Genomic DNA, 22,879 nt, shown 5'->3' on the forward strand with positions numbered 1-22,879 from the left:
ACATGAGCAAACAGCCAGAAACACGCATCACAAAACGTTTTGCCAAGCTTCGCGCCGAAGGCCGCGCCGGTCTGGTGACGTTCACGACCGCCGGCGACCCGGACCTCGAGACGTCTGCGAAAATTCTCGACGGCATCGCCGAGGCCGGCGCCGATCTGATTGAGATCGGCGTGCCGTTTTCCGATCCGATGGCGGACGGTCCGGCCATTCAGGCAAGCTCCCTGCGCGCCATCAAAGGCGGCATGACGCTCAGAAAAACCCTGGCGATGGTGGCCGAGTTCCGAAAAAAGGATAACGAAACACCGATCGTCCTGATGGGCTACTACAATCCGATTTATATCTACGGCGTCGACAGCTTCCTGGTGGACGCCAAAAAAGCAGGTGTCGATGGCCTGATCGTTGTCGATCTGCCGCCGGAAGAAGAACGCGAACTGTGCCTTCCCGCGCTTGATGCCGGGATCAACTTTATCTATCTGACGGCGCCGACGACGACGAATGCACGTTTGCCGCGGGTCTTGGAACATGCATCGGGCTTCGTTTATTTTGTTTCCATAACCGGGATTACCGGAACCCGTTCGGCGCAGGCCACCGATGTCGCGGGCCACGTCGGGCGTATCCGCGCCATGACGGATCTGCCGGTCGCGGTCGGCTTCGGTATCCGCACCCCGGAACAGGCGGCGAAAATTGCCTCTGTCGCCGATGCCGCCGTTGTCGGCTCGGCGCTGGTTGACCAGATCACGGCAAACCTTGATGATGATGCAAAGCCGGGCCCCGGAACGGTTGATGCGGTACTTGGCCTGGTCAGGTCGCTCGCAGACGGCGTTCGCGGCGCGCAAAAAACGGAGAAAGCTTCTTGAGCTGGATTGCCAATTTCGTTCGTCCGAAACTCCGCGAGCTTGTCGGCGGGCGGAAAGAGGTTCCCGACAACTTGTGGCACAAGTGCCCGAACTGCGGGCAGATGATATTCCACAGGGATCTGACGAAGAACCTGCGCGTCTGCCAGCACTGCGATCACCATATGCGGCTGGGCGCGAAAGAACGCCTGGACATGCTGTTCGATGACGGCACCTACGAGCCGGTCGAGTTGCAATCGCCGGTAACCGATCCGCTCAAGTTCCGCGATATAAAGCGCTATACCGACCGTCTCAAGGAAGCACAGACCAAGACCAAGGAAAAGGATGCGATCCTTGTCGCACATGGCAGGGTCGGCGGCATCCAGACCGTGATGGCGGCTTTCGATTTTTCCTTCATGGGCGGATCGATGGGGCTTGCCGTTGGCGAGGGTGTGTTGACGGCGGCGCGATTGGCCGTGATTCAGCAGGCGCCGCTGGTCGTCCTTACATCGTCGGGTGGCGCGCGCATGCAAGAGGGCATCCATTCCCTGATGCAGTTGGCGCGCACCACCATCGCCGTCGAGGAAGTCCGTGAAGCGGGACTTCCGTATATCGTTGTCCTGTGCGATCCCACGACCGGCGGGGTTTCTGCGTCGTTTGCCATGCTGGGGGATATCCATATTGCGGAGCCGGGCGCGGTCATCGGCTTTGCCGGACAACGGGTGATCGAACAGACAATCCGCGAAACCCTGCCAGAAGGTTTTCAGCGTGCCGAGTATCTGTATGAGCACGGCATGGTCGATATGGTCGTTTCCAGACGCGACCTGCGCGAAAAGCTGGCGCAGGTGATAAACCTTCTGATGGCGCCCGGCAAAGCCGGCGATCTTGTGCCGTTCGATACGGAAAGCGGCATCGACGCCGAAATTCTGCCTCCGGCCAAGGGCGGCAAAAACGCCACTGCCGGAATAGAAGAGGACGGCACGGAAAGCCGTGAACATACCTAAGAGCGATACGACGCTGAAGCGTCTGTTATCGCTGCATCCTAAACTCGTCGATTTATCGCTGGGCCGGATGGAGCGGCTTCTGGCTGCCCTTGGCCATCCGGAACGGCACTTGCCCCCGGTGGTGCATGTCACCGGCACCAACGGCAAGGGATCTGTGCTGGCCTTTCTGCGCGCCATACTGGAAGCCGCAGGTCTATCCGTGCATGTCTATACCTCGCCGCATCTGGTTCATTTTCATGAACGCATCCGACTGTGCGGGGAACTGATATCCGAAGACGATCTGGATGCGCTTTTGAAAGAATGCGAAGCCGCCAACGCCGGCCAGTCGATCACGTTTTTTGAAATCACCACGGCGGCGGCTTTTCTAGCCTTCTCGCGCATTCCGGCGGATGTGGTATTGCTGGAAAACGGGCTCGGCGGCCGGTTGGATGCGACGAATGTCGTTGCCCATCCGGCGGTAACGGCGATTACACCCGTTTCGCTCGACCACCAACAATTCCTGGGCGAAACCCTGGGTGAAATAGCGACCGAGAAAGCGGGGATCATCAAGCCGGGGGTTCCCTGTGTCGTCGGCCCGCAACTTCCCGATGCAATGGATGTGATCGTCGGCCATACCGAGGCACGCGAAGCGCCCTTGCTGGAATGGGGGCTTAACTGGCGTGCGCATGAGAACAGCAACGGCGACGGTATGGTACTGGAGCACCAGGGCTCGTGGCTTGACCTGCCGATGCCGGCTTTGCCAGGGACACACCAGATTGCCAACGCTGGGCAGGCGGCTGTGATTGCGCGCGCGCTTGGGACGTTCGAGATCACCGACGCACACATCGCCGAAGGATTGCAAAACGTTTCCTGGCCGGCTCGATTGCAGCGGCTGGATTTCGGGCCTGTCCTCGATGTGTTGCCCGATGACTGGGAGGTGTGGCTTGACGGCGGGCACAACCCGGATGCGGGTGAAACCCTGGCCAGGCATGCGGGGCGGTGCTGGGCGGACAGACCGCTTTACCTGATTGCCGGGATGATCAATTCGAAGCAGCCAAAGGGGTATTTCAAACCTCTCGCCGGGGTCGCGCAAAGCGTGCACTGCGTAACGATCCCCGATGAGGATGCGGCGATCGACGCAACGGAACTCGCGGCCATAGCCGCCGCTGCCGGCTTGTCCGCGACAACTGCTGAAACCGCTCTTGAGGCTGCCAAGGCAATCGTCGCCGCTGCGGACCGCCCGGCAAGGGTGTTGATCTGCGGGTCTTTGTATTTCGCCGGGTCGATCTTATCCGATCATGGGTAATCAATTATGAGAATGATTATCATTAGCATATAAGAGAAACTATGCTATCCCTGATGCCGTAACCACGGGAGGGGTACCATGACGATCCTGAGATACAATGAAATCCGGGCTGTCGCTTGATTAGCCTAGCCGAATTTCGAGACCCGTTTCGATGATCCGCCGGCCGGCGGGGCCCCGTCGTCAGGGTCGGGTTTTCGGATGATCGTTTGGCCGCATTGCTTACAACTTTCGGTTCCTGCCGTGAGTTTGCGATACCCCGCCTTGAGGATGGCTGCCGCTTCATGCTGGTTCAGGCCAAGCTCCTCTTGAAGATGGCGTAACTCAAGATGTTCGTCCTCGTCGATGGCGCCGTCTTCGAGAACATGGTCGACAAGGTTTTCATATGTCTTGCGGCGTTGGTGCAGCGCCTCGTTGAAGCCGGATGCGAGAATGCCAGCCGGTAACGCTACCATACCCACACTGATGATCCCGATGACGGACGCACAGAGACGCCCGATCAAAGTCTGCGGTACGACATCGCCGTAACCGATGGTGGTCATGGTCACGACCGCCCACCACAGGGCATGCGGTATCGAGGCAAAAGCTTCCGGCTGTGTGTCGTGTTCGGCCAGGTATGTGACACTGGCAGCAACCGTAATCATCATCAGCAAGACGAACAGGGCTGCGGAAATGATCGGACCTTCATCGCGCAAAACCTGTAAAAGCAGGTTCATGGAATTGGCATAGCGGGTCAGGCGGAAGGCCCTGAGCAGCCGTAAGGCCCGCAACATACGCAGATCGGCGCCGAAAAAGGAACTCAGGTAGAACGGCAATATGACGATCAGGTCGATCAGCGTCAGGGGCGATAACATGAAGCGGAGTCGGCCTTTAAAAGGCGATTTATAGCGTGGGTTTCTGCTTTCAACCGAGGACCAGACGCGAAGCACATACTCGATCGTAAAGAAAGAAACAGAGAAGATCTCAAACGCATCGAAGTAGGGCGCATATTGAGCATAGACTTCCGGCATGGACTCGAAGATCACGGCGGCAACGTTCAACGATATCAGACCGATCAGGAAGAGATCGACAAAGCGGGCCAGAGGCTCTTCCGAGTGACCGGCGTCCAACAGCGAAAAAATCCGTTTACGCATCTTACCCCCAAGCGTATTTCATGCTGCAAACCCTAGCTTTACTGAGCCGGAACGTGAAGTATTTGATTGTGACAGAACGTTTCAGCTGAAACGTTTAAGCACGCCGCAGCGCCGAAATCCCAATAAGTATCCATCCGGCAATCATGATCATGCCGCCTGTTGGAGCAAGGCCTGTTATGGGGACTATGCCGTTGAGCACGAAAATATAAAGCGATGCGGCAAACGCCAGCGAACCCACGAGCAGCATCCAACCGGAAATGCGGGCAAGAGTAGCCGTCAGGCCTGTCCGCCGGGTTGCCACCCAGGCGCAGGCAAATACGCCGAGCGCATGCCACATTTGATAGGCGACGCCGGTTTTCCAGATGCCGACAAGGCTTTGATCTGTGCCCAGCCCGTGCGCGCCATAGGCGCCCAGCCCGACGGCTGCCGCTGCCGACAACGCAGCCGCTGCGAGCAGATAATTGCGTGATAGAGCGGATTCTGTCATGTGAGCGGCTCCATCTTGCGGATTTCTGCAATAATGGCGTCTTCGAAAGGTCCGGTGTCCATGTCATCCAGTCCTTCAAGGGCGTCGGTGAAGCTTTTTACATCCTTTTCGAGAATGCCCATAGTGTTGGCGGGATCATAGCCTTCACGCGCCCAGTCTATCTTATCCAGATTGTCACCGTACCAGGTCGCGCCCGAGGAGGTTCGCATCACATCGAGAAGCTTTCCGGGCTCTATCCCGTATCCACCGGCCGCCTTGAGCGCGCGTCTGACGGCGACCACACCGGCAGCGGCGCACAGGTTGTTAGCAACCTTGCAGGCTGCCCCGGCGCCGACCGGACCCAGGTGATGTACCTGTTCCCCCATGGCGTCGAAGATAGGCATCAATGCGGATACTGTGTCCGCTTCGCCGCCGACCATGAATGTCAGGCTGCCGTCGCGGGCACGGTAGGGGGCGCCGGACATGGGGGCATCGATGACGGTTACGTCACCCGGAACACGCGCCGCGACATCGCGGATATAGCGGGGCGACAGGGTCGACGACAGGATCAGCGTTTTCGGACAATCCTGTCCCATGAGGATCGCCTGATCGTTGAACAGCAAGGCTTCCGTCTCGGCGATATCGCGGACAACGGAAATGACCGTGCCGACCTTGGCGGCAAACGCCGGCGCGTCGGCGATCATGCGGTTCTTCATGTTATCGGAGGCATCGACCGGCTTGATATCGTAACCCCAGACGTCAACGCCCGCGCCAAGCAGGTTTTCCGCCATCGGCAGCCCCATGGCGCCACACCCGGCAACGCCGAGAACGGTGCCCCTGATCATGCTCACGAAGGTGAACCGGCGTTCTGAACCAGATGTTCGAACAGCTTGAAATTTGGGTCGCCATCGTCGAGGAAAAATTCTGGATGCCATTGCACACCGATAGCGAAACGACGGTCCGGCAATTCTATGGCTTCGACGATGCCGTCCGGTGCACGGGCGCTGACAACGATGCCGTCGGGGATATCCTTCAGCGCTTCATTGTGAGCTGTGTTGACGGCGATTTCCGACAAGCCGGTGATTTCATGAAGCCGCGTGCCATTGCTGACGCTCACGGTGTGGGCACGTTCCTCGGCGGGCTTTTCATTCAGATGGTCGACGGCACAATCCAACTCGGCAGCGATATCGTCATAAACGGTCGCACCGCGGGCGACGGCCATCACCTGCATGCCGGCACAGATGCCGAGTGTCGGCAGATCGCGGCCAAGCGCATCCAGCATCAATGTGCGTTCGAACGCATAGCGGGGATGCACCGCTTCGTCATTGGCGGGCCTGCCGTAAACTTCCGCAGGAAACGGATAAAACCCGCCCGGCACGATCAGACCGCCAAGCGACGCCAGATACGCATCACGTGCATCTTCGATATAGGGGATGCCGAGAGGCAGGCCGCCGGCTTTCCATACCGCATCGAAATACGCGGTGCGCAATGCGTAATGCGGCCGTTTCGAGAACGAGCCCGAAGTTTCATAGTCGAGCAGGATGCCGATGAGCGGTCGATTATTCATAAGCTGATTCTAGGGCGCGCGGATGGTTTTGCAAACCATCGCGCATGCCTGTCTCCCGTCGGGAGACAGGCATGAAGAAGTTATTCGCCAGCCGTCTTCAGTCCGGTTTGTTCCGACAAGGTGACCGGGTGCTCAAGCTTGCCGATCATTTCCTTCGGCACGATCTGACGGAAATTCGGCAGTTCGCGGTTCCAGTCGTTAAGCAGACGCAGCGCGTGTCTGGAATGTGTGCGTTTAACGTGCTGCTGTATCTGTACCTTCAGCACATCCTGCCAGTATTCGGTTTCGACCGACTGCCAGATGATGGTTTCAGGGTTGGCCTGCAAGTCGAATTTGTCGTCCGGGTCATAAACGAAGGCCATCCCGCCGGTCATGCCGGCGCCGAAGTTGGGGCCGACCTCGCCTAAAATTACGACCAGACCGCCGGTCATGTACTCGCAACCGTTCGACCCGCAGCCTTCGATCACCGCCGTGGCACCTGAATTCCGGACACAGAACCGTTCCCCGGCCTGACCGGCGGCGAACAGGCGACCGGCTGTGGCGCCGTACAACACGGTATTGCCGATGATGGTATTCTTTTCGCTCTCGAGCAGGCTTGAGACAGGTGGACGCAGCACGATGGTGCCGCCCGACAGACCCTTGCCGACATAGTCGTTAGCATCGCCCAGAACTTCCAGTGCCAGGCCCTGCACGGCAAATGCACCAAGAGACTGACCGGCGGAACCCCGCAGCCTGACCGTCAGATGGTTATGATCGAGGCCGGACATGCCGTATTTACGTGTGATCAGCGAGCTGGTACGCGCCCCGACGGCACGATGCGTGTTGCGGATCGCATAGGTGAGCTGCATTTTTTCGCCGTGCTGGAATGTCTGCATGGCGTCCTTGATGATCTGTGCATCCAGCGTGTCGGGGACCTCGTTGCGGCCTTCGCCGTCGTAATAGCGGGGATACCCGCCATGGTCGGCCTGTTGCAGCAACGGGTTCAGATCAAGATCGTCGAGGTGCGCCGCACCTCGGCTGACCTGAGCCAGCAGGTCAGAACGCCCGGTGATTTCCTGCAGCGTTTCATAGCCGAGGTCGGCAAGAATTTCACTGACTTCTTCGGCGACAAACGTGAACAGGTTGACGACTTTCTCCGGCGTGCCGGTGAATTTTTCACGCAAAGCCTCATCCTGCGTGCAGACGCCGACCGGGCAGGTGTTGGAATGACACTGACGGACCATGATACAGCCCATGGCGACCAGCGATGCCGTGCCGATGCCGAACTCGTCAGCCCCCAGCATTGCCGCCATGACGACATCACGGCCGGTCTTGATGCCGCCATCCACACGTAATTTCACCTTATGGCGGAGTCTATTCAGCGTCAGCACCTGGTTGGCTTCGGAAAGACCCATTTCCCAGGGGATACCGGCATATTTGATGGAACTTTGCGGGCTTGCCCCGGTGCCGCCGTCGTGGCCTGAAATCAGGATCACGTCCGCCTTGGCCTTGGCGACCCCCGCGGCAATCGTGCCGACACCCGACCGTGCAACAAGTTTCACACAAACGCTGGCATCCGGGTTGATCTGCTTGAGGTCATAAATCAGCTGCGCCAGATCCTCGATGGAATAGATATCGTGGTGCGGCGGCGGACTGATCAGTGTGACCCCCGGCGTTGCGTGCCGTAGCTTGGCAATCATGCTCGAGACCTTGAAACCCGGCAACTGTCCGCCTTCGCCCGGTTTTGCACCCTGAGCGACCTTGATTTCGATTTCGCGGCAGTTATTCAAGTATTCCGCCGTCACGCCGAAGCGACCCGACGCCACCTGCTTGATGGCGCTCGAAGGGTTGTCGCCGTTCGGCCGCGGCTGGAAGCGGGCGGGGTCTTCGCCACCTTCACCGGAATCCGACTTGGCGCCGATTCGGTTCATGGCAATGGAGAGAGTCTCGTGCGCTTCCGGGCTAAGCGCGCCCAGTGAAATCCCGGGTGCAACGAGACGTTTGCGGATTTCAGTAACGCTCTGCACCTGTTCGACGGGGATTGTCGGGCGGTCCGGTTTGAAAGCCAGCAGGTCGCGAATGAAGATCGGCTGACGTGAATGCACGCCTTCGGAAAACTTTTTGTAGAGAGAATAGGACTCACTGCTGACAGCCGACTGCAGGACATGGATCAGCTTGCCGTCGTGGCCGTGGCGCTCCCCGCCGGCACGGACTTTGTAAAATCCACCGACGGGCAGGGGGATTGCATCCTTGCTGAAGGCTGTCTTGTGCATGGCGGCGACGTTTCGCTTGATACCAGGCAGGCCGATACCGGAAATCCGCGACGCCATGCCGGGGAAGAACTCCGCAACCAGCGCCCGCGAAAGTCCGACAGCTTCGAAGCAGTAGCCGCCACGATACGAGCTGAGCACGCCGATACCCATCTTCGACATGATCTTCAACAGACCCTGATCGATGGCATCTTTATAGTTGTCGACCGCCTGTTCGACGCTGAGGCCTTCCAGAAGGCCGCGGCGCTGACGGTCATAGATCGCCTCTTCGGTCAAATAGGCATTGACGGTCGTAGCACCGACGCCGATCAGAACGGCAAAATAATGCACATCCAGGCATTCCGACGAGCGCACGTTGATCGACGTAAAGGTGCGCAGTTCCTCGCGTACCAGATGCGTGTGCACACCGCCGGCGGCCAGGATCATCGGCACCGGCGCACGCTCGGCGCCTGTGTTCATGTCGGAGAGCACGAGGTGTGTCTTACCGGCGCGTACAGCGGCTTCGGCTTCAGAGCGGATGCGCTGCAGGGCTTCGGTCAGGGAACCGGGGCCTTCGGGAACGAATGTGCAGTCGACTTCGGCAGCTGTATCGCCCATATAGCGTTTCATGGCCTCGAAAGAGGCATTCGACAGCACCGGACTTTCCAGCTGCAACAAATCGCACTGGCTCGGTTCCTCGTCGAGGATATTGCCGAGGTTGCCGAGCCGGGTCTTGAGGCTCATTACCCGGCGTTCTCTGAGACTGTCGATCGGCGGGTTGGTGACCTGCGAAAACGCCTGACGGAAGAAGTGGTGCATGCCGCGGTACTTGTCGGACAGCACAGCCAGTGGGGCATCGTCGCCCATGGAACCGATGGCTTCCTTGCCGCCCTCGATCATCGGCTGCAGGATCATCTCCATGTCTTCCATCGACAATCCGAAGCAATGCTGACGGCGGCGCAGTTCTTCAGGGCTGAGCATGCTTCCCTTGACGTCAGCGGCCTCGATGATGTCGTCGAGGGCGGTCGTCCGCTCTGTCCATTTGGCGAAATCGCCGCGTGCCGCTGTCAGGGATTTCAGTTCCTGATCGTGATAAAATGTACCGGTTTCAAGATCGATACCGATCATGCCGCCGGGGCCGACACGACCCTTCTCGGTCGCCGTCCCGTCGGGAATTTCCACCATGCCGGCCTCGGAGCCGACGATCAGCAGGCCATCGCTTGTTGTAACAAAGCGCATCGGGCGCAAACCGTTACGGTCCATGCCGGCAACCACCCAGCGGCCGTCATGCGCGCAGATCGCCGCCGGGCCGTCCCACGGCTCAAGTACGGCGTTGCAGTAGGAAAACAGCGCCTCATGTTCGGGCGGCATGGTTTTGTTCTGGGCAATGGATTCCGGTATCGTCATCGCCTTGACCATCGGCGCCGGCCGACCGGCACGGCAAAGCAGTTCGAACACACTATCGAGAGCTTCTGAATCCGAGCTTCTGGACGGCACGATCGGCTTAAGGTCCTCGATGTTTTCGCCGAACAGCGGCGAGGCCATTTTCGGCTCGTGCGCCTTCATCAGCTTGACGTTGCCGGTCAACGTATTGATTTCGCCGTTATGCGCCAGCATGCGGAACGGTTGCGCGAGGCGCCAGGTCGGGAAAGTGTTGGTCGAATAGCGCTGGTGATAAATCGCGAAGTTGGAAATGAAGCGATCATCCAGCAAATCCGGATAGAAAGACGTCAATTGTTCGGCCAGGAACATCCCCTTATAGACGACCGAGCGGCAACTCATTGAACAGATATAGAAGTCGTTGATGTGTTCGGCCAGCACACGGCGTTCGATACGGCGACGGACAACGTAAAGGTCGCGCTCGAAATCCTCATACGAGATGTCGGCCTTGGTCGACAGCATGATCTGTTCGATTTCAGGGCGTGTGGTGTTGGCCTTTTCACCGATGACATCGACGTTGATCGGTACCTGGCGCCAGCCGTAAATGCCGTAACCACTGCGCAGCACTTCGGTTTCGACGATGGAGCGGCAGATTTCCTGTGCCCCAAGATCGGCTTTCGGCAGGAAGATCATGCCGACAGCGATCTTGTCGTCGCCCGGTTCATGACCGGTATGACGGATGTGTTCTTTGACGAATTCCCAGGGAATCTGGACATGAATACCGGCGCCATCGCCTGTCTTGCCGTCTGCGTCGACGGCACCGCGATGCCAGATCTTTTTCAGGGCTTCGATGGCGGCTTCGACAACACGGCGTGTCGGTTGGCCATCGATCGCGGCGATCATGCCGACGCCGCAAGATGCATGCTCGTCCGCCGGGTCGTAAAGACCGGTTTTGGCAAGGCGTTTCGAATCGCGTTCGAAGCGGGCAACGAATTCTTCCGCGGTTTCGATGGCATTCTCGGTGCGCTTGCTCATGACGTGCTCTCCGGTTTTTCGGCATACAGGGCGATGACTTCAGCACCCGTCATGGACGGGATATCGCCGGCAAAATTATAGTATTCGGGCTTTTCATCTATGAATATCTGGCCTGCCAGTTTGAAGGCGGATTGATCATCGTAAGTGCCCGCCATGACGAAATATTGCGGTGTCTCGCCTTTCAGACGATAGAAAAGACTGCTGCCGCAGACATTGCAGAAACCGCGTTCCGCCCATTCCGAACTGCTGAACCAGGTGAGGGATTTCTCGCCCTTGATTTCGGGGGCGCCTTTCAGGTGCGCGGCGATGCCTGGGCTGCCGCACCAGCGACGGCACATGTCGCAATGGCATGCGTTGACCTCGTGGATGCGCTCGGTTGTGAAACTCACCTTCCCGCAAAGGCATTTTCCGTGGGATTTATCACTCATGGCTCAATCCTCAGGCCGCGTCGGCACGCTGGGCGCCCGACTGCAGGTAGCGGTGAATGCCGTCGGCGGCATCGCGGCCGTCCTTGATGGCCCACACGACAAGCGAGGCACCCCGGTAGATGTCGCCGGCGGCAAATACGCCGTCCATCTCGGTCATCTTCGAAGGCTCATCGACTTTGACCGTGCCCCACTTGCTGACGGCCAGTTCCGGGGCGCCGAACAGGCTCGGCAAGTCTTCCGGATCGAAGCCGAGTGCCTTGATGGCGATATCCGCTTCGATGTTGAAGCTGGAATCCTTGATGGGTTCCGGAATTTGACGGCCGGTCACATCGGCGACGCCCAGATGCATGCGATGTGCCCGCACGGCTTCGACCTTGTCCTTGCCGAGGAATGCTTCGGGGGCCGACAACCAGACGAATTCGACGCCTTCTTCCTCGGCGTTTGCGACTTCGCGCTGCGAGCCCGGCATATTGGCGCGGTCTCGGCGGTACAGACATTTGACCGTTTTTGCGCCCTGACGGACGGCGGTTCGGACACAGTCCATGGCGGTGTCGCCGCCACCGATGACGACAACGTTTTTGCCGTATGCATTGAGCGTACCGTCATCGAACGACGGCACCGAATCGCCCAGGCCCTTGCGATTGCTTGCCGTCAGAAAATCCATGGCCGCGAAGATGTTCTCGAGGCCGGAACCCGGGGCCTGCAGTTCGCGTGCGCTGTAGACGCCGGTGGCGATCAGGACGGCGGCGTGTTCGGCCCTGAGGTCGGCCAGGGAAGCGTCGCGGCCGACCTCGAAATTCTGATGATAAATGACGCCGCCGTCGGCCAGCAGCTTGGTGCGTCGTTCGACGATGTCCTTTTCCAGCTTGAAGTTGGGAATACCGTAGATCAGCAGCCCCCCCATGCGGTCATACCGGTCGTAAACATGGACTTCGTAGCCCATGATGCGCAGACGTTCCGCCGCCGCAAGGCCGGCCGGGCCGCCGCCGATGATGCCGACGGAAAGGCCCAGATCGGCCTGTGCCACGGGCGCCTTAACCCAACCTTCTTTCCAGGCCGTATCAGTAATGTATTTCTCAATGGCGCCGATGGTGACGGTGCCGTGGCGCGACTGCTCGAGCACGCACGAGCCTTCACAGAGTCTGTCCTGCGGACAGATACGGCCACATACTTCGGGGAAAGTGTTCGTCGCCTGCGAGGTCTCGTAGGCTTCTTCAAGGCGGCCTTCCGTGGCCAGGCGCAGCCAGTCGGGGATGTTGTTTTGCAGCGGGCAATGCACCTGGCAATAGGGGATGCCGCATTGTTCGCAACGCGACGCCTGTTGGACAGCGGCTTCGTCGCTGTATTCGGCGTAAATCTCGTCGAAGTCGGCGCGGCGTTCGGTGGCATCGCGTTTGTCCGGCATGGTGCCGTCAATTTTGATGAACTGCTGCATACGATCAGGCATGTCTGCTCCCCAAGGTCCCTGCACTCGGCTTTTTGCCGTAGCGCGGCAGCCGTGAAGGCCCCTCAAGGCGGTCCAGGCTGCGATTCTCTTCGCCAAATTTCTTAATAGGTCAGTATCTTTTACTAATTATTTGATGATGACGCAATAAGATTGTCATCGCCGTGAGGATTCATCGCGAAAGTTTCCTCAAAGGATCAAAATTAGTACCATTATGAGACAAAATTGACGATTGGCACTCACCGCCAATCGCGCTATGTGTCACAATACCTTGCGAGGGCTGACTATGCCGATCCTACATCTTGTCATTTTGGCCGCAGTTCAGGGCATTACGGAGTTTCTGCCGATCAGTTCGTCAGGACACCTTGTGCTGGCGCCGATGTTTCTCGGTTGGCCGGACCAGGGGCTGATGATCGATGTTGCCGTGCATGTCGGCACCCTGCTGGCGGTTGTGCTTTATCTGTACAAGGACGTCGGCGCCATGCTGGCCGGTATCGGCCGTATGCTGAAAGGCCGCCGTGACCCGGGGGCAAGGCTGTTTCTGCTTCTGGTCGTCGGCACCATCCCTGTGGTCGGTGCCGGTCTGGCGCTTCATCACTATGCGCCGAACATGTTTCGCGATTTGCAGGTCATTGCCTGGGCGACGATCGGCTTTGGGATTCTGCTTTGGATCGCCGATCAGGTCGGCATGACGGTGCGCCGGATTGAACATCTCGGCGTGCTGGACGTGTTTTTTATCGGTCTGGCACAGTGTCTGGCACTGATCCCCGGTACCAGCCGATCCGGTATTACCATGACAGCAGCCAGGTTTATCGGCATGGAGCGTCCCGATGCCGCCCGATTTTCCATGTTGTTATCTATACCGACAATCATTGCCGCCGGGACGTTGAGCGGTATCGACATCTATCAAAGCGGTGACGTGCAACTTGCCGCGGACGCTTTCGTTGCCGCCGGGTTGTCCTTCATCTTCGCGTTGATCGCCATTGCGCTGATGATGGCATGGTTGCGCCGCGCATCGTTCACACCGTTCGTGGTCTATCGGATTGTGCTGGGCGGCTTTCTGCTGGCTGTCGTTTACGGCGCTTTGTGACCGGGTACATCTTCGTCCTGGCGGCTGGCCTATGCGCCGGTGGGATCAGCGCCATCGTCGGGACCGGTGCCTCGATCATCCTGTTGCCGATCCTGATCTTGCAGTTCGGCCCGCAACAGGCGGTGCCGATCATGGCCGTTGCCGCCGTCATGGGAAATATCGGCAAATCGCTGGCGTGGTGGCGTGACATCGACTGGCGCGCGTTTTGGGCATATTCCGTCTTCGGTGTGCCGGGGGCCGCACTGGGGGCGCGGACGCTTTTGGTGCTGCCCGCCAGCATCGTCGAGATTGCGCTTGGTATCTTCTTTCTGGCGCTTATCCCAATGCGCCGCTGGATGCGGGTTCGCGACATGCATATGCCGCTCTGGCAACTGGCAATCGCCGGCGGTGTGATCGGGTTTCTGACGGGGATCGTCTTGTCGACCGGGCCGCTCAGCATTCCTGCCTTCGGGGCCGTCGGCCTGTCCAAGGGCGCGCTGCTGTCGACCGAGGCTGTCGCCTCCCTGGCCCTGATGATTTCCAAGGCGGCGACGTTTCAGATGTTGGGGGCGTTGCCGTGGCCACAGATCGTGCAGGGCCTGATCGTCGGCTCATCGATGATCGCAGGCTCGTTCGCCGCAAAGCGCCTTGTCGACCGAATGAGCATTCATGCGTTCGAACACATGCTCGACGTGATGCTCATCATCGCCGCGATCACCATGTTGTGGACGGGGATTGCCGGCGGTTAATAGCCTTTCTTGATATCGACGGTGTTGAGCGGCGGTTTGCCGGCTTCGATCAGCTTGACGTTTTCCTCCATCCAGTCGGCTGCGCTCGACGGCACCGTCAGGGACGCCATATGTGGTGTTACCGTGACCTTGGGATGGGTCCAGAACGGATGACCGGCGGGTAGCGGTTCGACGTGAAACACATCGAGCGTGGCGGCGTTGATATGACCGCTGTCGAGCGCCGCAAGCAAATCCTCATCGACAACATGCGCACCGCGCGCGCAATTGATGATGTTGGCGCCTTCGGGCAGGGCTGCCAGGGTCTCCTTGTTGACGATGCCGCGCGTCGATTCGGTCAGCGGCAACAGCACGATCAGGATTTCCGTCCGATTCAAGAACGGCGTTAGGCCGTCCGCGCCATGGTAAGACGTAATGCCCTCGATGTGCTTTTCCGTACGCGACCAGCCGGCGACATCGAAGCCGAGGGCTGCGACCTTCTTGGCGGCATCGCTGCCCAGCTCACCCAGCCCCAGGAAGCCGACTTTCCTGTCGCGGGTGTCGGTCTGGCGCATCTGTTTCCAGGTGCCGCCCGTCGTCCAATTCAGATACACGCCGAGGCGGCGGTGATAATGAATAACCCAGTAAAGTACGTACTCGCTCATGCCCTCGGTCAGGCAGCGGTCGACAAGGCGCACCACCGGCACATTCTCGGGAAGTTCGGTATCGCTGAGAATGCCGTCGACACCGGCGCCCAGCGACAGAATTCCTTTCAGGTTCGGAAATGTCTTCAACTCACCCACCGGCGGCCGCCAGACAATGGCGTAATCGTAGCTGGACTTGTCGGCGATTTCATCCGGCCAGACATCGAATCCGGCATCGGGGAATTTCGTTAGTATGGCGTCACGCCAGGCTTCGGCTTTGTCGGCGGCAGACAGGAACATAAATTTCATAAAACGTCTCTCTTTTATTGCAAGTCTAGGTGCTCACCACGCCGCTTTCGTCGGCGGTGAGGTTAAGGGCGGCGGCTAGCAGCGCCTTGGTATAGGGCTGCTGCGGGTTATCGAATATCTGTTCGGCGGGGCCCTGTTCGACAACGCGGCCTTCTTTCATGACCACGACATCATGCGCCATGGCACGGACGACTTTCAGGTCATGGCTGATGAACATATAGGCGAGGTCGTGCTTTTTCTGCAAATCGCGCAGCAGTTCGACGATCTGCGCCTGTACCGACATGTCGAGCGCGCTGGTCGGCTCATCGAGGACGATAAACCTGGGTTTGAGAACAAGGGCGCGGGCAATGGCGATGCGTTGGCGCTGGCCGCCCGAAAATTCATGCGGATAGCGGTCGCGCATGGCCGGTTCCAGGCCGACCTCGAGCAACGCGGCATCGATCATCTTACGACGCTCATCCTCATCGCCGAGATCATGAATGATCAGCCCTTCCTCGATAATCTGGCCGATCGATAGGCGCGGGCTGAGCGAGCCGTAAGGATCCTGAAAAACGATCTGCATTTGACGGCGGAGCGGGCGTAGTTCACCCCAGCTCAAACCCTGTACGGACGATCCCTGAAAAGCGATCTCGCCGGTTGATCTTTCCAGGCGGATCAACGCGCGGCCGAGCGTCGATTTGCCCGAACCCGACTCGCCGACGATGCCGACGGTATGCCCGGCGCGGATATCCACCGATATCCCGTCGACCGCCTTGATGTAGCCGACCGTGCGGCGGAGCACGCCCCGTTTGATTGGAAACCAGACGCGGACATCATCGCCTTTGAGGATACTCTCGCCGCCGGGCGCCGGATCGGGGCGGCCCTTCGGTTCGGCGGCAAGCAGGTGCCGGGTGTATTCGTGCTCGGGCTGGGTGAACACGGTCTCGGCATCGCCGCTTTCGACGACCTTGCCGCTGTTCATGACCGACACCGTATCGGCCATGCGCCGGACGATACCGAGATCGTGCGTGATCAGCAGCATGGCCATGCCGAGTTCGGCCTGAAGGTCTTTCAGAAGCTTCAGGATTTGCGCCTGAACCGTCACATCCAGCGCTGTTGTCGGCTCGTCGGCGATAAGAATTTCCGGTTCGTTGGCGAGCGCCATGGCGATCATGATGCGCTGCTGCTGGCCACCGGAGAATTCGTGCGGCAGGGCGTGAAGCCGTTCCGTGGCGCCTTCAAGCCCGACCAGCTTGAGAAGTTCGATAACCCGTGTGCGCGCCGCCTCAATCGTCATGTGCTTGTGTACCAGAAGCACTTCGGAAATCTGCTTTTCGATGGAATGCAACGGATTGAGGCTGTTCAGCGGCTCTTGGAAGATCATCGCGATCCGATTGCCGCGGATGGAGCGCATAAAACTTTCAGGTGCCGCCATGATTTCGTCGCCGGTGAAATCGATGCTGCCCGCCGGATGCCAGGCGTTGGGGTAGGGCAGTAGCCGCATGATCGACAATGCGGATACCGACTTTCCGGACCCCGACTCGCCGACCAGGGCATGCGTGCGTCCGGCTTCGATGTCGAACGACACGCCCTCGACCGCCTTGACCTCACGTGCGCCATGGCCGAACGAAACATGCAGATTATCGACGCGGAGGATCGTGCTCATCGGAAGGTCTTTCTCGGGTCGAAGGCATCGCGCACCGCCTCGCCGATAAACACCAGCAACGACAGCATCAGGGAAAGTATAATGAAAGCCGTGATGCCGAGCCATGGTGCATGCAGGTTGTTCTTGCCCTGATTCAGGAGCTCGCCCAGCGACGGCGAGCCGGGCGGCAATCCGAAACCGAGAAAATCAAGACTGGTCAGGATCGTTACCGAGCCTGCGAGGATGAACGGCAAAAGCGTCAATGTCGCCACCATGGCGTTGGGCAGTATGTGCTTGAACATGATAATCAGATCGCCGGCGCCGAGCGCCCGTGCGGCACGCACATAATCGAAATTGCGGGCCCGCAAAAATTCGGCGCGCACCACGCCGACCAGCGACACCCATTGAAACAGCAGCAACAGCCCCAGCAAAAGCCAGAAGCTCGGCACGAAAACGCTGGCCAGGATGATCAGGAGATACAACTGCGGCATGGAGGTCCAGATTTCGATAAACCGTTGCCCGATCAGATCGATCCAGCCGCCGAAATAACCCTGAATGGCACCGATGGAGATTCCGATGATGGAACTCAGGATCGTCAACAGAACCCCGAATACAACGGAGATGCGAAACCCGTAAATCGTCCGCGCCAGCACATCGCGGCCCTGATCGTCCGTGCCGAGCCAGTTTTCAGCCGTCGGTCCATAGGGTGCCGGGCCAGGCAGGTTGAGATTGACGGTGTCGTATGAAAACCGCACCGGCGGCCACATCATCCAGCCTTTTTCGACAATCAGGTCGCGAACGAACGGGTCGCGGTAATCGGCCTCGGTCTGAAATTCACCACCGAACTCGGTTTCCGCATATTCCTTGAAGACCGGCATATAGGCGCCGCCGTCGTACCAGACGAAAACCGGTTTATCGTTGGCAAGCAGTTCCGCAAACATGCTGACGACAAACAGCATGGCGAAAAGCCACAGCGAGATATAGCCGCGCCGGTTGGTCCGGAAATTATGCATCCGGCGTGCATTGAGCGGTGAGATGCGCTTGCCCAGAAAGCGATGCTCGGCTTGCCCGGTGGCGGCTTTGTCGATGACCGCCTCCATCTCAGGCCTCCCGGCTTTCGAAATCGATACGGGGATCGATGATGTGGTACATGACGTCGCCCAGAATACCGAGCACGAGGCCCATCAGCGTGAAGAAATACAGCGTTGCGAACATCACAGGATAATCGCGGTTGAGCGCCGCCTCGAAGCCGAGAAGTCCAAGGCCATCGAGCGAGAAAATGATCTCGGTAATCAGCGAACCGGTAAACAGGATGCCGATAAAGGCGCTGGGAAACCCGGCAATGACGATCAGCATGGCGTTCCGGAATATATGGCCGTACAGCACGCGCTTTTCCGTCAGCCCCTTGGACCGTGCCGTGACCACGTACTGCTTGTTGATTTCTTCCAGAAAAGAATTTTTGGTCAGCATGGCCAAGCCGGCGAAGCCGCCGATGACCATCGACAGAATAGGCAGTGTCATGTGCCAGAAGTAATCGGCGATTTTTGCGCCGGTCGACAACTCATCGAAGTTTTCGGATACCAGCCCCCTGAGCGGGAACAGGTCGTAATAGCGCCCGCCCGCGAACAGGACGATCAGCAGGATGGCGAACAAAAAGCCCGGAATCGCATTGCCGATGATAACGATACCCGATGTCCAGACATCGAAGCGGGACCCGTCACGTACCGCCTTGGCAACACCGAGCGGGATCGAAATCAGATAAACCAGCAACGTCGTCCACAGACCCAGCGAAATCGACACCGGCATCTTGTCGAGCACCAACTCGACGACGCTGGCATCCTTGAAATAACTGTCGCCGAAATCGAACACGAGATAGTTCTTCAGCATCAGGAAGAATCTCTCGTGCGCCGGTTTGTCGAGGCCGAACTGTTTTTCGAGATCCTTGATGAATTCAGGCGGCAGACCCTGAGCGCCTCGGTATTTGCTTTCAACGGAGCCTGATGACGTGCCGCCACCCTGTTGCCCGCTTCCGGCCGACGTTTCCGAACCGACATTGCCGCTGACACGGCCGGTGGCGTCTATGGCTTCCCCGGCGATCTGCGAGATCATCTGTTCCACCGGTCCGCCAGGCAGAACCTGCACCACTGCGAAGTTGATCAGAATGATCACGAACAGCGTCGGCGGAACGAACAACAGGCGGCGGATGATGTATGCGAACATGAGCCGAGTTTACCGATGCGGACGCTTGCCGTCACCCGTAAGGAACGCCGGGAAGACGGGATCGCGGAGAGTGGTCAATTCGACCCCTTGCGTACGGCATTGAGGGCTTGGGCTTTTTTGGAATCGACCCACCAGCTCAGGAATTGCGTGCCGCGTGTCGGGGTGATTTTCGGCTGACCGAATTTGTCCCAATACGCGATCCGGTCGTAACCGGCATGGAAATGCGGGATCACCAGATGCTGCCACTGCAGGACACGGTCGAGCGCGTGGCAGGCGGTGATCAAGGCCTGACGGTCGGGTGCCGAAATCAGCTTTTCGACCAGCGCATCGATAACCAGGCTTTTAATGCCGGTCGAATTGCGGCTGCCTTCCTGATCGGCTGAGGCGCTGCCCCAGAAATCACGCTGCTCATTGCCGGGCGACAAGGACTGCCCCCAGTTCATGACGATCATATCGTAATCGAAGGTATCGATGCGACGGCGGTACTGTGCCGTTTCGACAGTGCGCGCGCGGGCTTTGACGCCGAGTTTTTCAAGGTTCTTGGCGAACGGAAGAACGACGCGTTCGAAAAGCGGGCTTGATAGCAGAACTTCAAACTCCAGTGTCTTGCCGGTTTTCTCGTTAACCCGGACACCGTCCTTGATGACCCAGCCGGCATCCCTGAGCAGCTTGGATGCAGTCCTCAGGTTGCCACGGATATTTCCCGATCCGTCGGTTTTGGGTGGGTTGTATTCCTTGGTGAAAACTTCCGCAGGCAACTGAGCGCGATAAGGTTCCAGCAATTTCAGTTCGGCATCGGACGGCAGGCCCGTTGCGGCGAGTTCGGAATTGTCGAAGTAACTGCGGGTCCGGGTGTATTGCCCGTAAAACAGATTTTTGTTCGACCATTCGAAATCAAAGGCGTAGGCGAGGGCTTCGCGGACTTTTGGGTCCTTGAAGGTGTCACGGCGCAGATTGAAGCCGAAACCCTGCATGCCCGAAGAACGGTCATGATCGAATTTTTCCAGCTTGATCTGGCCTTTTTTGACGGCGGGGACGTCATAGGCGGTGGCCCAGGCCTTGGATGAGTTTTCCTGGCGGAAATCAAATCGCCCGCCGGTGAAGGCTTCTATGGCGACCTGCGCATCGCGGTAATATTCGAACTCGATTATATCGAAATTGTTCTGGCCGACGTTGACCGGTAAATTCTGGCCCCAGTAATCCTTTACCCGCTCCAGGACGATATTGCGGTTGGCTTCAACGCTCTTGACGCGATACGCGCCGCTGCCGAGCGGCGGCTCCAGCGTCGTCGAATCGAATTCGCGGGTTTCCCAGTAATGCTTCGGCAGCACGGGCAATTGGCCGAGGATCAACGGCAGCTCGCGATTTTCGCCGGGCTTGAATTCGAAGCGGACGGTTTTCGGGCCGAGTTTCACGGCTCGGGCGACACTGCCGTAATAGAACCGGTAAAAAGGCGCGCCTTTTTCGACGAGAATGTTGAAGCTGAAAATGACATCGTCGGCGGTGATCGGCTTGCCGTCATGCCAACGTGCTTCGTCGCGCAATGTGAATTCGACCCATGAGCGATCTTCGGGCGTGCGCACCGTCTTCGCCAACTGGCCATATTCGCTGAACGCCTCGTCGGCCGACGACGTTAAAAGCGTGTCATACACGAATGATGCCCCGCCGGCGGCGTTCCCCTTGATGATAAACGGGTTAAGGCTGTCGAAGCCGCCGATGGCGCCAAGGCGTATTTCGCCGCCCTTCGGCGCGTTCGGGTTGACGTAATCGAAATGCGTGAACGCCGGGCCGTACTTGAGATCACCATGCATCGCCAGGCCGTGCTGCGGCTGCGGTTCCTCGGCCGAGAGCGGGGATGCCAGCAGAAGGACGATCGCCAGCGTCACAAAACGAAGCAGGGGGGTCGCGGACTTGGAATGCATGGGGCCTCCGGGCTCGGTTCGCTCAATAGTGTATATATTGGCTCAGATATTGGGCTTAGAGGGGCATATCTTCAAGGAATGCCGTTCTCGGTCAGGATAAACATGCCGTGAGCGGGTGCCGCAACTTAACGTTTGTTCATTTGCTGAGGATCTTGACGGCGGCTTCGTGCAGCGTCTTGTCGGCAGCGGCGATAACGGCATGTTTCTTGGCGTCCTCACCGGCTTCAAAGCCGAGCGGGTTGCCGGACCAGTCGGTTATGATGCCGCCCGCCCCCTCGATGATCGGGATCAGGGCTGCATAATCGTACGGTGCGAGCGTGTCTTCACAGACCAGATCGACCCAGCCGCAGGCCATCTGGCCGTAGCCCTGGCATTCGGAACCGAAGGTGGTGTAATGCGCGGCGTCCATCAGGGCAGCGAACCGCGCCTTGTGGTCGCCCGTGAACATTTCCGGTGACGTTGCCGTCAACCAGGCCTGATCCAGGCTGCGGCCTTTCCGGGTGGTCACGGGCAAGCCATTGAAAAGGGTTTCGCGTCCGATGCCGCCGATCCACCGGTCGCCCGTCGCCGGACCGTCGGTGACACCGGCGATAGCGCGGCCATGCCTGACGACACCGATCAGAATGCCGAATACCGGCTTGCCGGTGATGAAGGCCTTGGTGCCGTCAATGGGGTCGAGGATCCAGACGGTATCCGCATCCGGGTTGGTAACGCCGAATTCTTCGCCGAAAATACCGTCATCGGGGCGTTCGGCGGCGATCATGTCACGCATGATGCGTTCGGCCGCACGGTCGGCTTCCGTCACCGGGCTTTCGTCACCCTTGGCGATATGGCCGATGCCGCTACGATAATGACGGAGAATGCCCGGCCTTGCCGCATCCGCGAGGCGGCCGGCAAGGTCCAGGATATCATCGATATCGGCGGGAATGTCCGCCGCGGGGCTCATGGCAGCGGCGGCGGATTGTCGTTGTTTTCACGCATGTACAGGATCACCGCGGCCCGGTCGGAGGCTTTCTTGAGCCCCGCAAAGGTCATCTTGGTGCCCGAAATGAAATCACGCGGGCTTTTCAGGAAGTGGTCCATGTCTTCGTAAGACCACGTGCCGCCCATGCCGGCCAGCGTATCGGAGTAGGCGAAGCCGCCGACTTTGCCTTTTTCGCGGCCAAGCACACCATAAAGGTGAGGACCGACCTTGTCGGCGCCGCCTTTTTCAATGGTGTGGCAACCGGCGCACTTCTTGAAGACTTTGGCACCCTTGTCAGTCGAAGCCGACGCAAGCAATTCAATGGCGCTTACCTCAGGGGCCTTTTCGGCACCTGCGGCCTTATCGGCGCCGCCGGAATCCGCGACCTCGATCTTGTAGGCGTCTTCTTGCAATTCATCGGCGTGAACAAGCATGTTCCCGATCTGATTGCTGCCCCAAATGACCCAGGCTGCCATAAGAACGGCGAAACCGGACTTTTCCCAAAACGAGAAGTGCATGCGTCTCTCTCCTAGACTAACGTTACGGGATGTTTTAGCGGCTCCGCGCCGAACGTTCAACATGTCTCGTGAATTTGCCGAAAG

General features: G+C 58.8%; 19 protein-coding genes. 5 read left to right on the forward strand and 14 right to left on the reverse strand.

The features are described 5' to 3' along the window. The first annotated feature begins 2 nt into the window (after positions 1–2). Genes trpA through L2D14_03370 form a run of 3 tightly spaced genes read left to right on the forward strand, consistent with a single transcriptional unit; the run spans position 3 to position 3,122 of the window. Entirely contained in the window at positions 3–857 is an 855-nt protein-coding gene (trpA, locus tag L2D14_03360; GenBank protein WNK00470.1) for a tryptophan synthase subunit alpha, read from the forward strand. Continuing rightward, positions 854–1,837, forward strand: a complete 984-nt coding sequence (accD, locus tag L2D14_03365) for an acetyl-CoA carboxylase, carboxyltransferase subunit beta (GenBank protein WNK00471.1) — start codon at positions 854–856, stop codon at positions 1,835–1,837. Before trpA ends, accD begins: the two co-directional genes overlap by 4 nt. Beyond that, complete coding sequence (locus L2D14_03370; GenBank protein ID WNK00472.1) at positions 1,824–3,122, forward strand: folylpolyglutamate synthase/dihydrofolate synthase family protein; 1,299 nt, start codon at positions 1,824–1,826, stop codon at positions 3,120–3,122. Before accD ends, L2D14_03370 begins: the two co-directional genes overlap by 14 nt. A 125-nt stretch (positions 3,123–3,247) precedes the next feature. Here the strand turns inward: L2D14_03370 and L2D14_03375 are convergent, their stop codons facing one another. The 7 genes from L2D14_03375 to L2D14_03405 all read right to left on the reverse strand — a co-directional run bounded on the left by L2D14_03375 (position 3,248) and on the right by L2D14_03405 (position 12,803). Continuing rightward, on the reverse strand, positions 3,248–4,252 hold the full coding sequence (locus L2D14_03375) for an ion transporter (protein ID WNK00473.1): 1,005 nt from the start codon (positions 4,250–4,252) through the stop codon (positions 3,248–3,250). A 94-nt stretch (positions 4,253–4,346) separates the two neighbouring features. Continuing rightward, positions 4,347–4,739 carry a DUF423 domain-containing protein gene (locus L2D14_03380; protein ID WNK00474.1) on the reverse strand — a complete coding sequence of 131 codons (393 nt, stop codon included), beginning with the start codon at positions 4,737–4,739 and terminating at the stop codon, positions 4,347–4,349. After that, positions 4,736–5,563, reverse strand: coding sequence for an NAD(P)-dependent oxidoreductase (locus L2D14_03385; protein ID WNK01640.1), 828 nt, complete (start codon positions 5,561–5,563; stop codon positions 4,736–4,738). The genes L2D14_03380 and L2D14_03385 overlap by 4 nt, the downstream gene beginning before the upstream one ends. 2 nt (positions 5,564–5,565) lie before the next feature. Further along, the gene (locus L2D14_03390; protein ID WNK00475.1) at positions 5,566–6,285 is read right to left on the reverse strand and encodes a gamma-glutamyl-gamma-aminobutyrate hydrolase family protein; all 720 of its coding nucleotides are present in this window, start codon (positions 6,283–6,285) and stop codon (positions 5,566–5,568) included. 80 nt (positions 6,286–6,365) lie between these two features. Beyond that, positions 6,366–10,928, reverse strand: a complete 4,563-nt coding sequence (gene gltB / locus L2D14_03395) for a glutamate synthase large subunit (protein ID WNK00476.1) — start codon at positions 10,926–10,928, stop codon at positions 6,366–6,368. Then, positions 10,925–11,356 carry a GFA family protein gene (locus L2D14_03400; protein ID WNK00477.1) on the reverse strand — a complete coding sequence of 144 codons (432 nt, stop codon included), beginning with the start codon at positions 11,354–11,356 and terminating at the stop codon, positions 10,925–10,927. The genes gltB and L2D14_03400 overlap by 4 nt, the downstream gene beginning before the upstream one ends. Before the next feature lie 10 nt (positions 11,357–11,366). Continuing rightward, positions 11,367–12,803 carry an NAD(P)-dependent oxidoreductase gene (locus L2D14_03405; GenBank protein WNK00478.1) on the reverse strand — a complete coding sequence of 479 codons (1,437 nt, stop codon included), beginning with the start codon at positions 12,801–12,803 and terminating at the stop codon, positions 11,367–11,369. Positions 12,804–13,086: 283 nt separating this feature from the next. Between L2D14_03405 and L2D14_03410 the strand changes: the two genes are divergently transcribed. Next, the gene (locus L2D14_03410; protein ID WNK00479.1) at positions 13,087–13,890 is read left to right on the forward strand and encodes an undecaprenyl-diphosphate phosphatase; all 804 of its coding nucleotides are present in this window, start codon (positions 13,087–13,089) and stop codon (positions 13,888–13,890) included. Then, positions 13,887–14,618, forward strand: coding sequence for a sulfite exporter TauE/SafE family protein (locus L2D14_03415; GenBank protein ID WNK00480.1), 732 nt, complete (start codon positions 13,887–13,889; stop codon positions 14,616–14,618). The genes L2D14_03410 and L2D14_03415 overlap by 4 nt, the downstream gene beginning before the upstream one ends. Here L2D14_03415 and L2D14_03420 read toward each other — a convergent pair. The 7 genes from L2D14_03420 to L2D14_03450 all read right to left on the reverse strand — a co-directional run bounded on the left by L2D14_03420 (position 14,615) and on the right by L2D14_03450 (position 22,795). Next, the gene (locus tag L2D14_03420; protein WNK00481.1) at positions 14,615–15,547 is read right to left on the reverse strand and encodes a glyoxylate/hydroxypyruvate reductase A; all 933 of its coding nucleotides are present in this window, start codon (positions 15,545–15,547) and stop codon (positions 14,615–14,617) included. The genes L2D14_03415 and L2D14_03420 overlap by 4 nt on opposite strands. A 25-nt stretch (positions 15,548–15,572) precedes the next feature. Next, positions 15,573–17,192 carry an ABC transporter ATP-binding protein gene (locus tag L2D14_03425; protein ID WNK00482.1) on the reverse strand — a complete coding sequence of 540 codons (1,620 nt, stop codon included), beginning with the start codon at positions 17,190–17,192 and terminating at the stop codon, positions 15,573–15,575. Continuing rightward, a complete protein-coding gene (locus L2D14_03430; GenBank protein WNK01641.1) occupies positions 17,189–18,184 on the reverse strand; it encodes an ABC transporter permease in 996 nt (331 codons plus the stop codon). The genes L2D14_03425 and L2D14_03430 overlap by 4 nt, the downstream gene beginning before the upstream one ends. Before the next feature lie 88 nt (positions 18,185–18,272). Beyond that, positions 18,273–19,391 (reverse strand): microcin C ABC transporter permease YejB, encoded by a 1,119-nt coding sequence (locus L2D14_03435; protein WNK00483.1) that lies wholly within the window; start codon positions 19,389–19,391, stop codon positions 18,273–18,275. A 74-nt stretch (positions 19,392–19,465) separates the two neighbouring features. Then, positions 19,466–21,313: an extracellular solute-binding protein gene (locus L2D14_03440; protein WNK00484.1), complete on the reverse strand. Its 1,848-nt coding sequence runs from the start codon at positions 21,311–21,313 to the stop codon at positions 19,466–19,468. 136 nt (positions 21,314–21,449) lie between these two features. Beyond that, the gene (locus L2D14_03445; GenBank protein ID WNK00485.1) at positions 21,450–22,259 is read right to left on the reverse strand and encodes an inositol monophosphatase family protein; all 810 of its coding nucleotides are present in this window, start codon (positions 22,257–22,259) and stop codon (positions 21,450–21,452) included. Next, positions 22,256–22,795, reverse strand: coding sequence for a cytochrome c family protein (locus tag L2D14_03450; protein ID WNK00486.1), 540 nt, complete (start codon positions 22,793–22,795; stop codon positions 22,256–22,258). The genes L2D14_03445 and L2D14_03450 overlap by 4 nt, the downstream gene beginning before the upstream one ends. Positions 22,796–22,879 lie beyond the last annotated feature (84 nt).

The sequence above is a fragment of the Thalassospiraceae bacterium LMO-JJ14 genome, assembly GCA_021555105.2.
Lineage (GTDB): Bacteria > Pseudomonadota > Alphaproteobacteria > Rhodospirillales > Casp-alpha2 > UBA4479.

Excerpts from the sequence above, each read along its gene's own strand:
- L2D14_03410 (WNK00479.1), top strand. The coding sequence starts at position 13,087 with ATGCCGATCCTACATCTTGTCATTTTGGCCGCAGTTCAGGGCATTACG.
- L2D14_03435 (WNK00483.1), bottom strand. The coding sequence starts at position 19,391 with ATGTTCGCATACATCATCCGCCGCCTGTTGTTCGTTCCGCCGACGCTG.
- L2D14_03390 (WNK00475.1), bottom strand. The coding sequence starts at position 6,285 with ATGAATAATCGACCGCTCATCGGCATCCTGCTCGACTATGAAACTTCG.
- L2D14_03445 (WNK00485.1), bottom strand. The coding sequence starts at position 22,259 with ATGAGCCCCGCGGCGGACATTCCCGCCGATATCGATGATATCCTGGAC.
- trpA (WNK00470.1), top strand. The coding sequence starts at position 3 with ATGAGCAAACAGCCAGAAACACGCATCACAAAACGTTTTGCCAAGCTT.
- L2D14_03450 (WNK00486.1), bottom strand. The coding sequence starts at position 22,795 with ATGCACTTCTCGTTTTGGGAAAAGTCCGGTTTCGCCGTTCTTATGGCA.
- L2D14_03375 (WNK00473.1), bottom strand. The coding sequence starts at position 4,252 with ATGCGTAAACGGATTTTTTCGCTGTTGGACGCCGGTCACTCGGAAGAG.
- L2D14_03440 (WNK00484.1), bottom strand. The coding sequence starts at position 21,313 with ATGCATTCCAAGTCCGCGACCCCCCTGCTTCGTTTTGTGACGCTGGCG.
- L2D14_03400 (WNK00477.1), bottom strand. The coding sequence starts at position 11,356 with ATGAGTGATAAATCCCACGGAAAATGCCTTTGCGGGAAGGTGAGTTTC.
- L2D14_03430 (WNK01641.1), bottom strand. The coding sequence starts at position 18,184 with ATGCATAATTTCCGGACCAACCGGCGCGGCTATATCTCGCTGTGGCTT.
- L2D14_03425 (WNK00482.1), bottom strand. The coding sequence starts at position 17,192 with ATGAGCACGATCCTCCGCGTCGATAATCTGCATGTTTCGTTCGGCCAT.
- L2D14_03385 (WNK01640.1), bottom strand. The coding sequence starts at position 5,563 with ATGATCAGGGGCACCGTTCTCGGCGTTGCCGGGTGTGGCGCCATGGGG.
- L2D14_03380 (WNK00474.1), bottom strand. The coding sequence starts at position 4,739 with ATGACAGAATCCGCTCTATCACGCAATTATCTGCTCGCAGCGGCTGCG.
- gltB (WNK00476.1), bottom strand. The coding sequence starts at position 10,928 with ATGAGCAAGCGCACCGAGAATGCCATCGAAACCGCGGAAGAATTCGTT.
- L2D14_03420 (WNK00481.1), bottom strand. The coding sequence starts at position 15,547 with ATGAAATTTATGTTCCTGTCTGCCGCCGACAAAGCCGAAGCCTGGCGT.
- L2D14_03405 (WNK00478.1), bottom strand. The coding sequence starts at position 12,803 with ATGCCTGATCGTATGCAGCAGTTCATCAAAATTGACGGCACCATGCCG.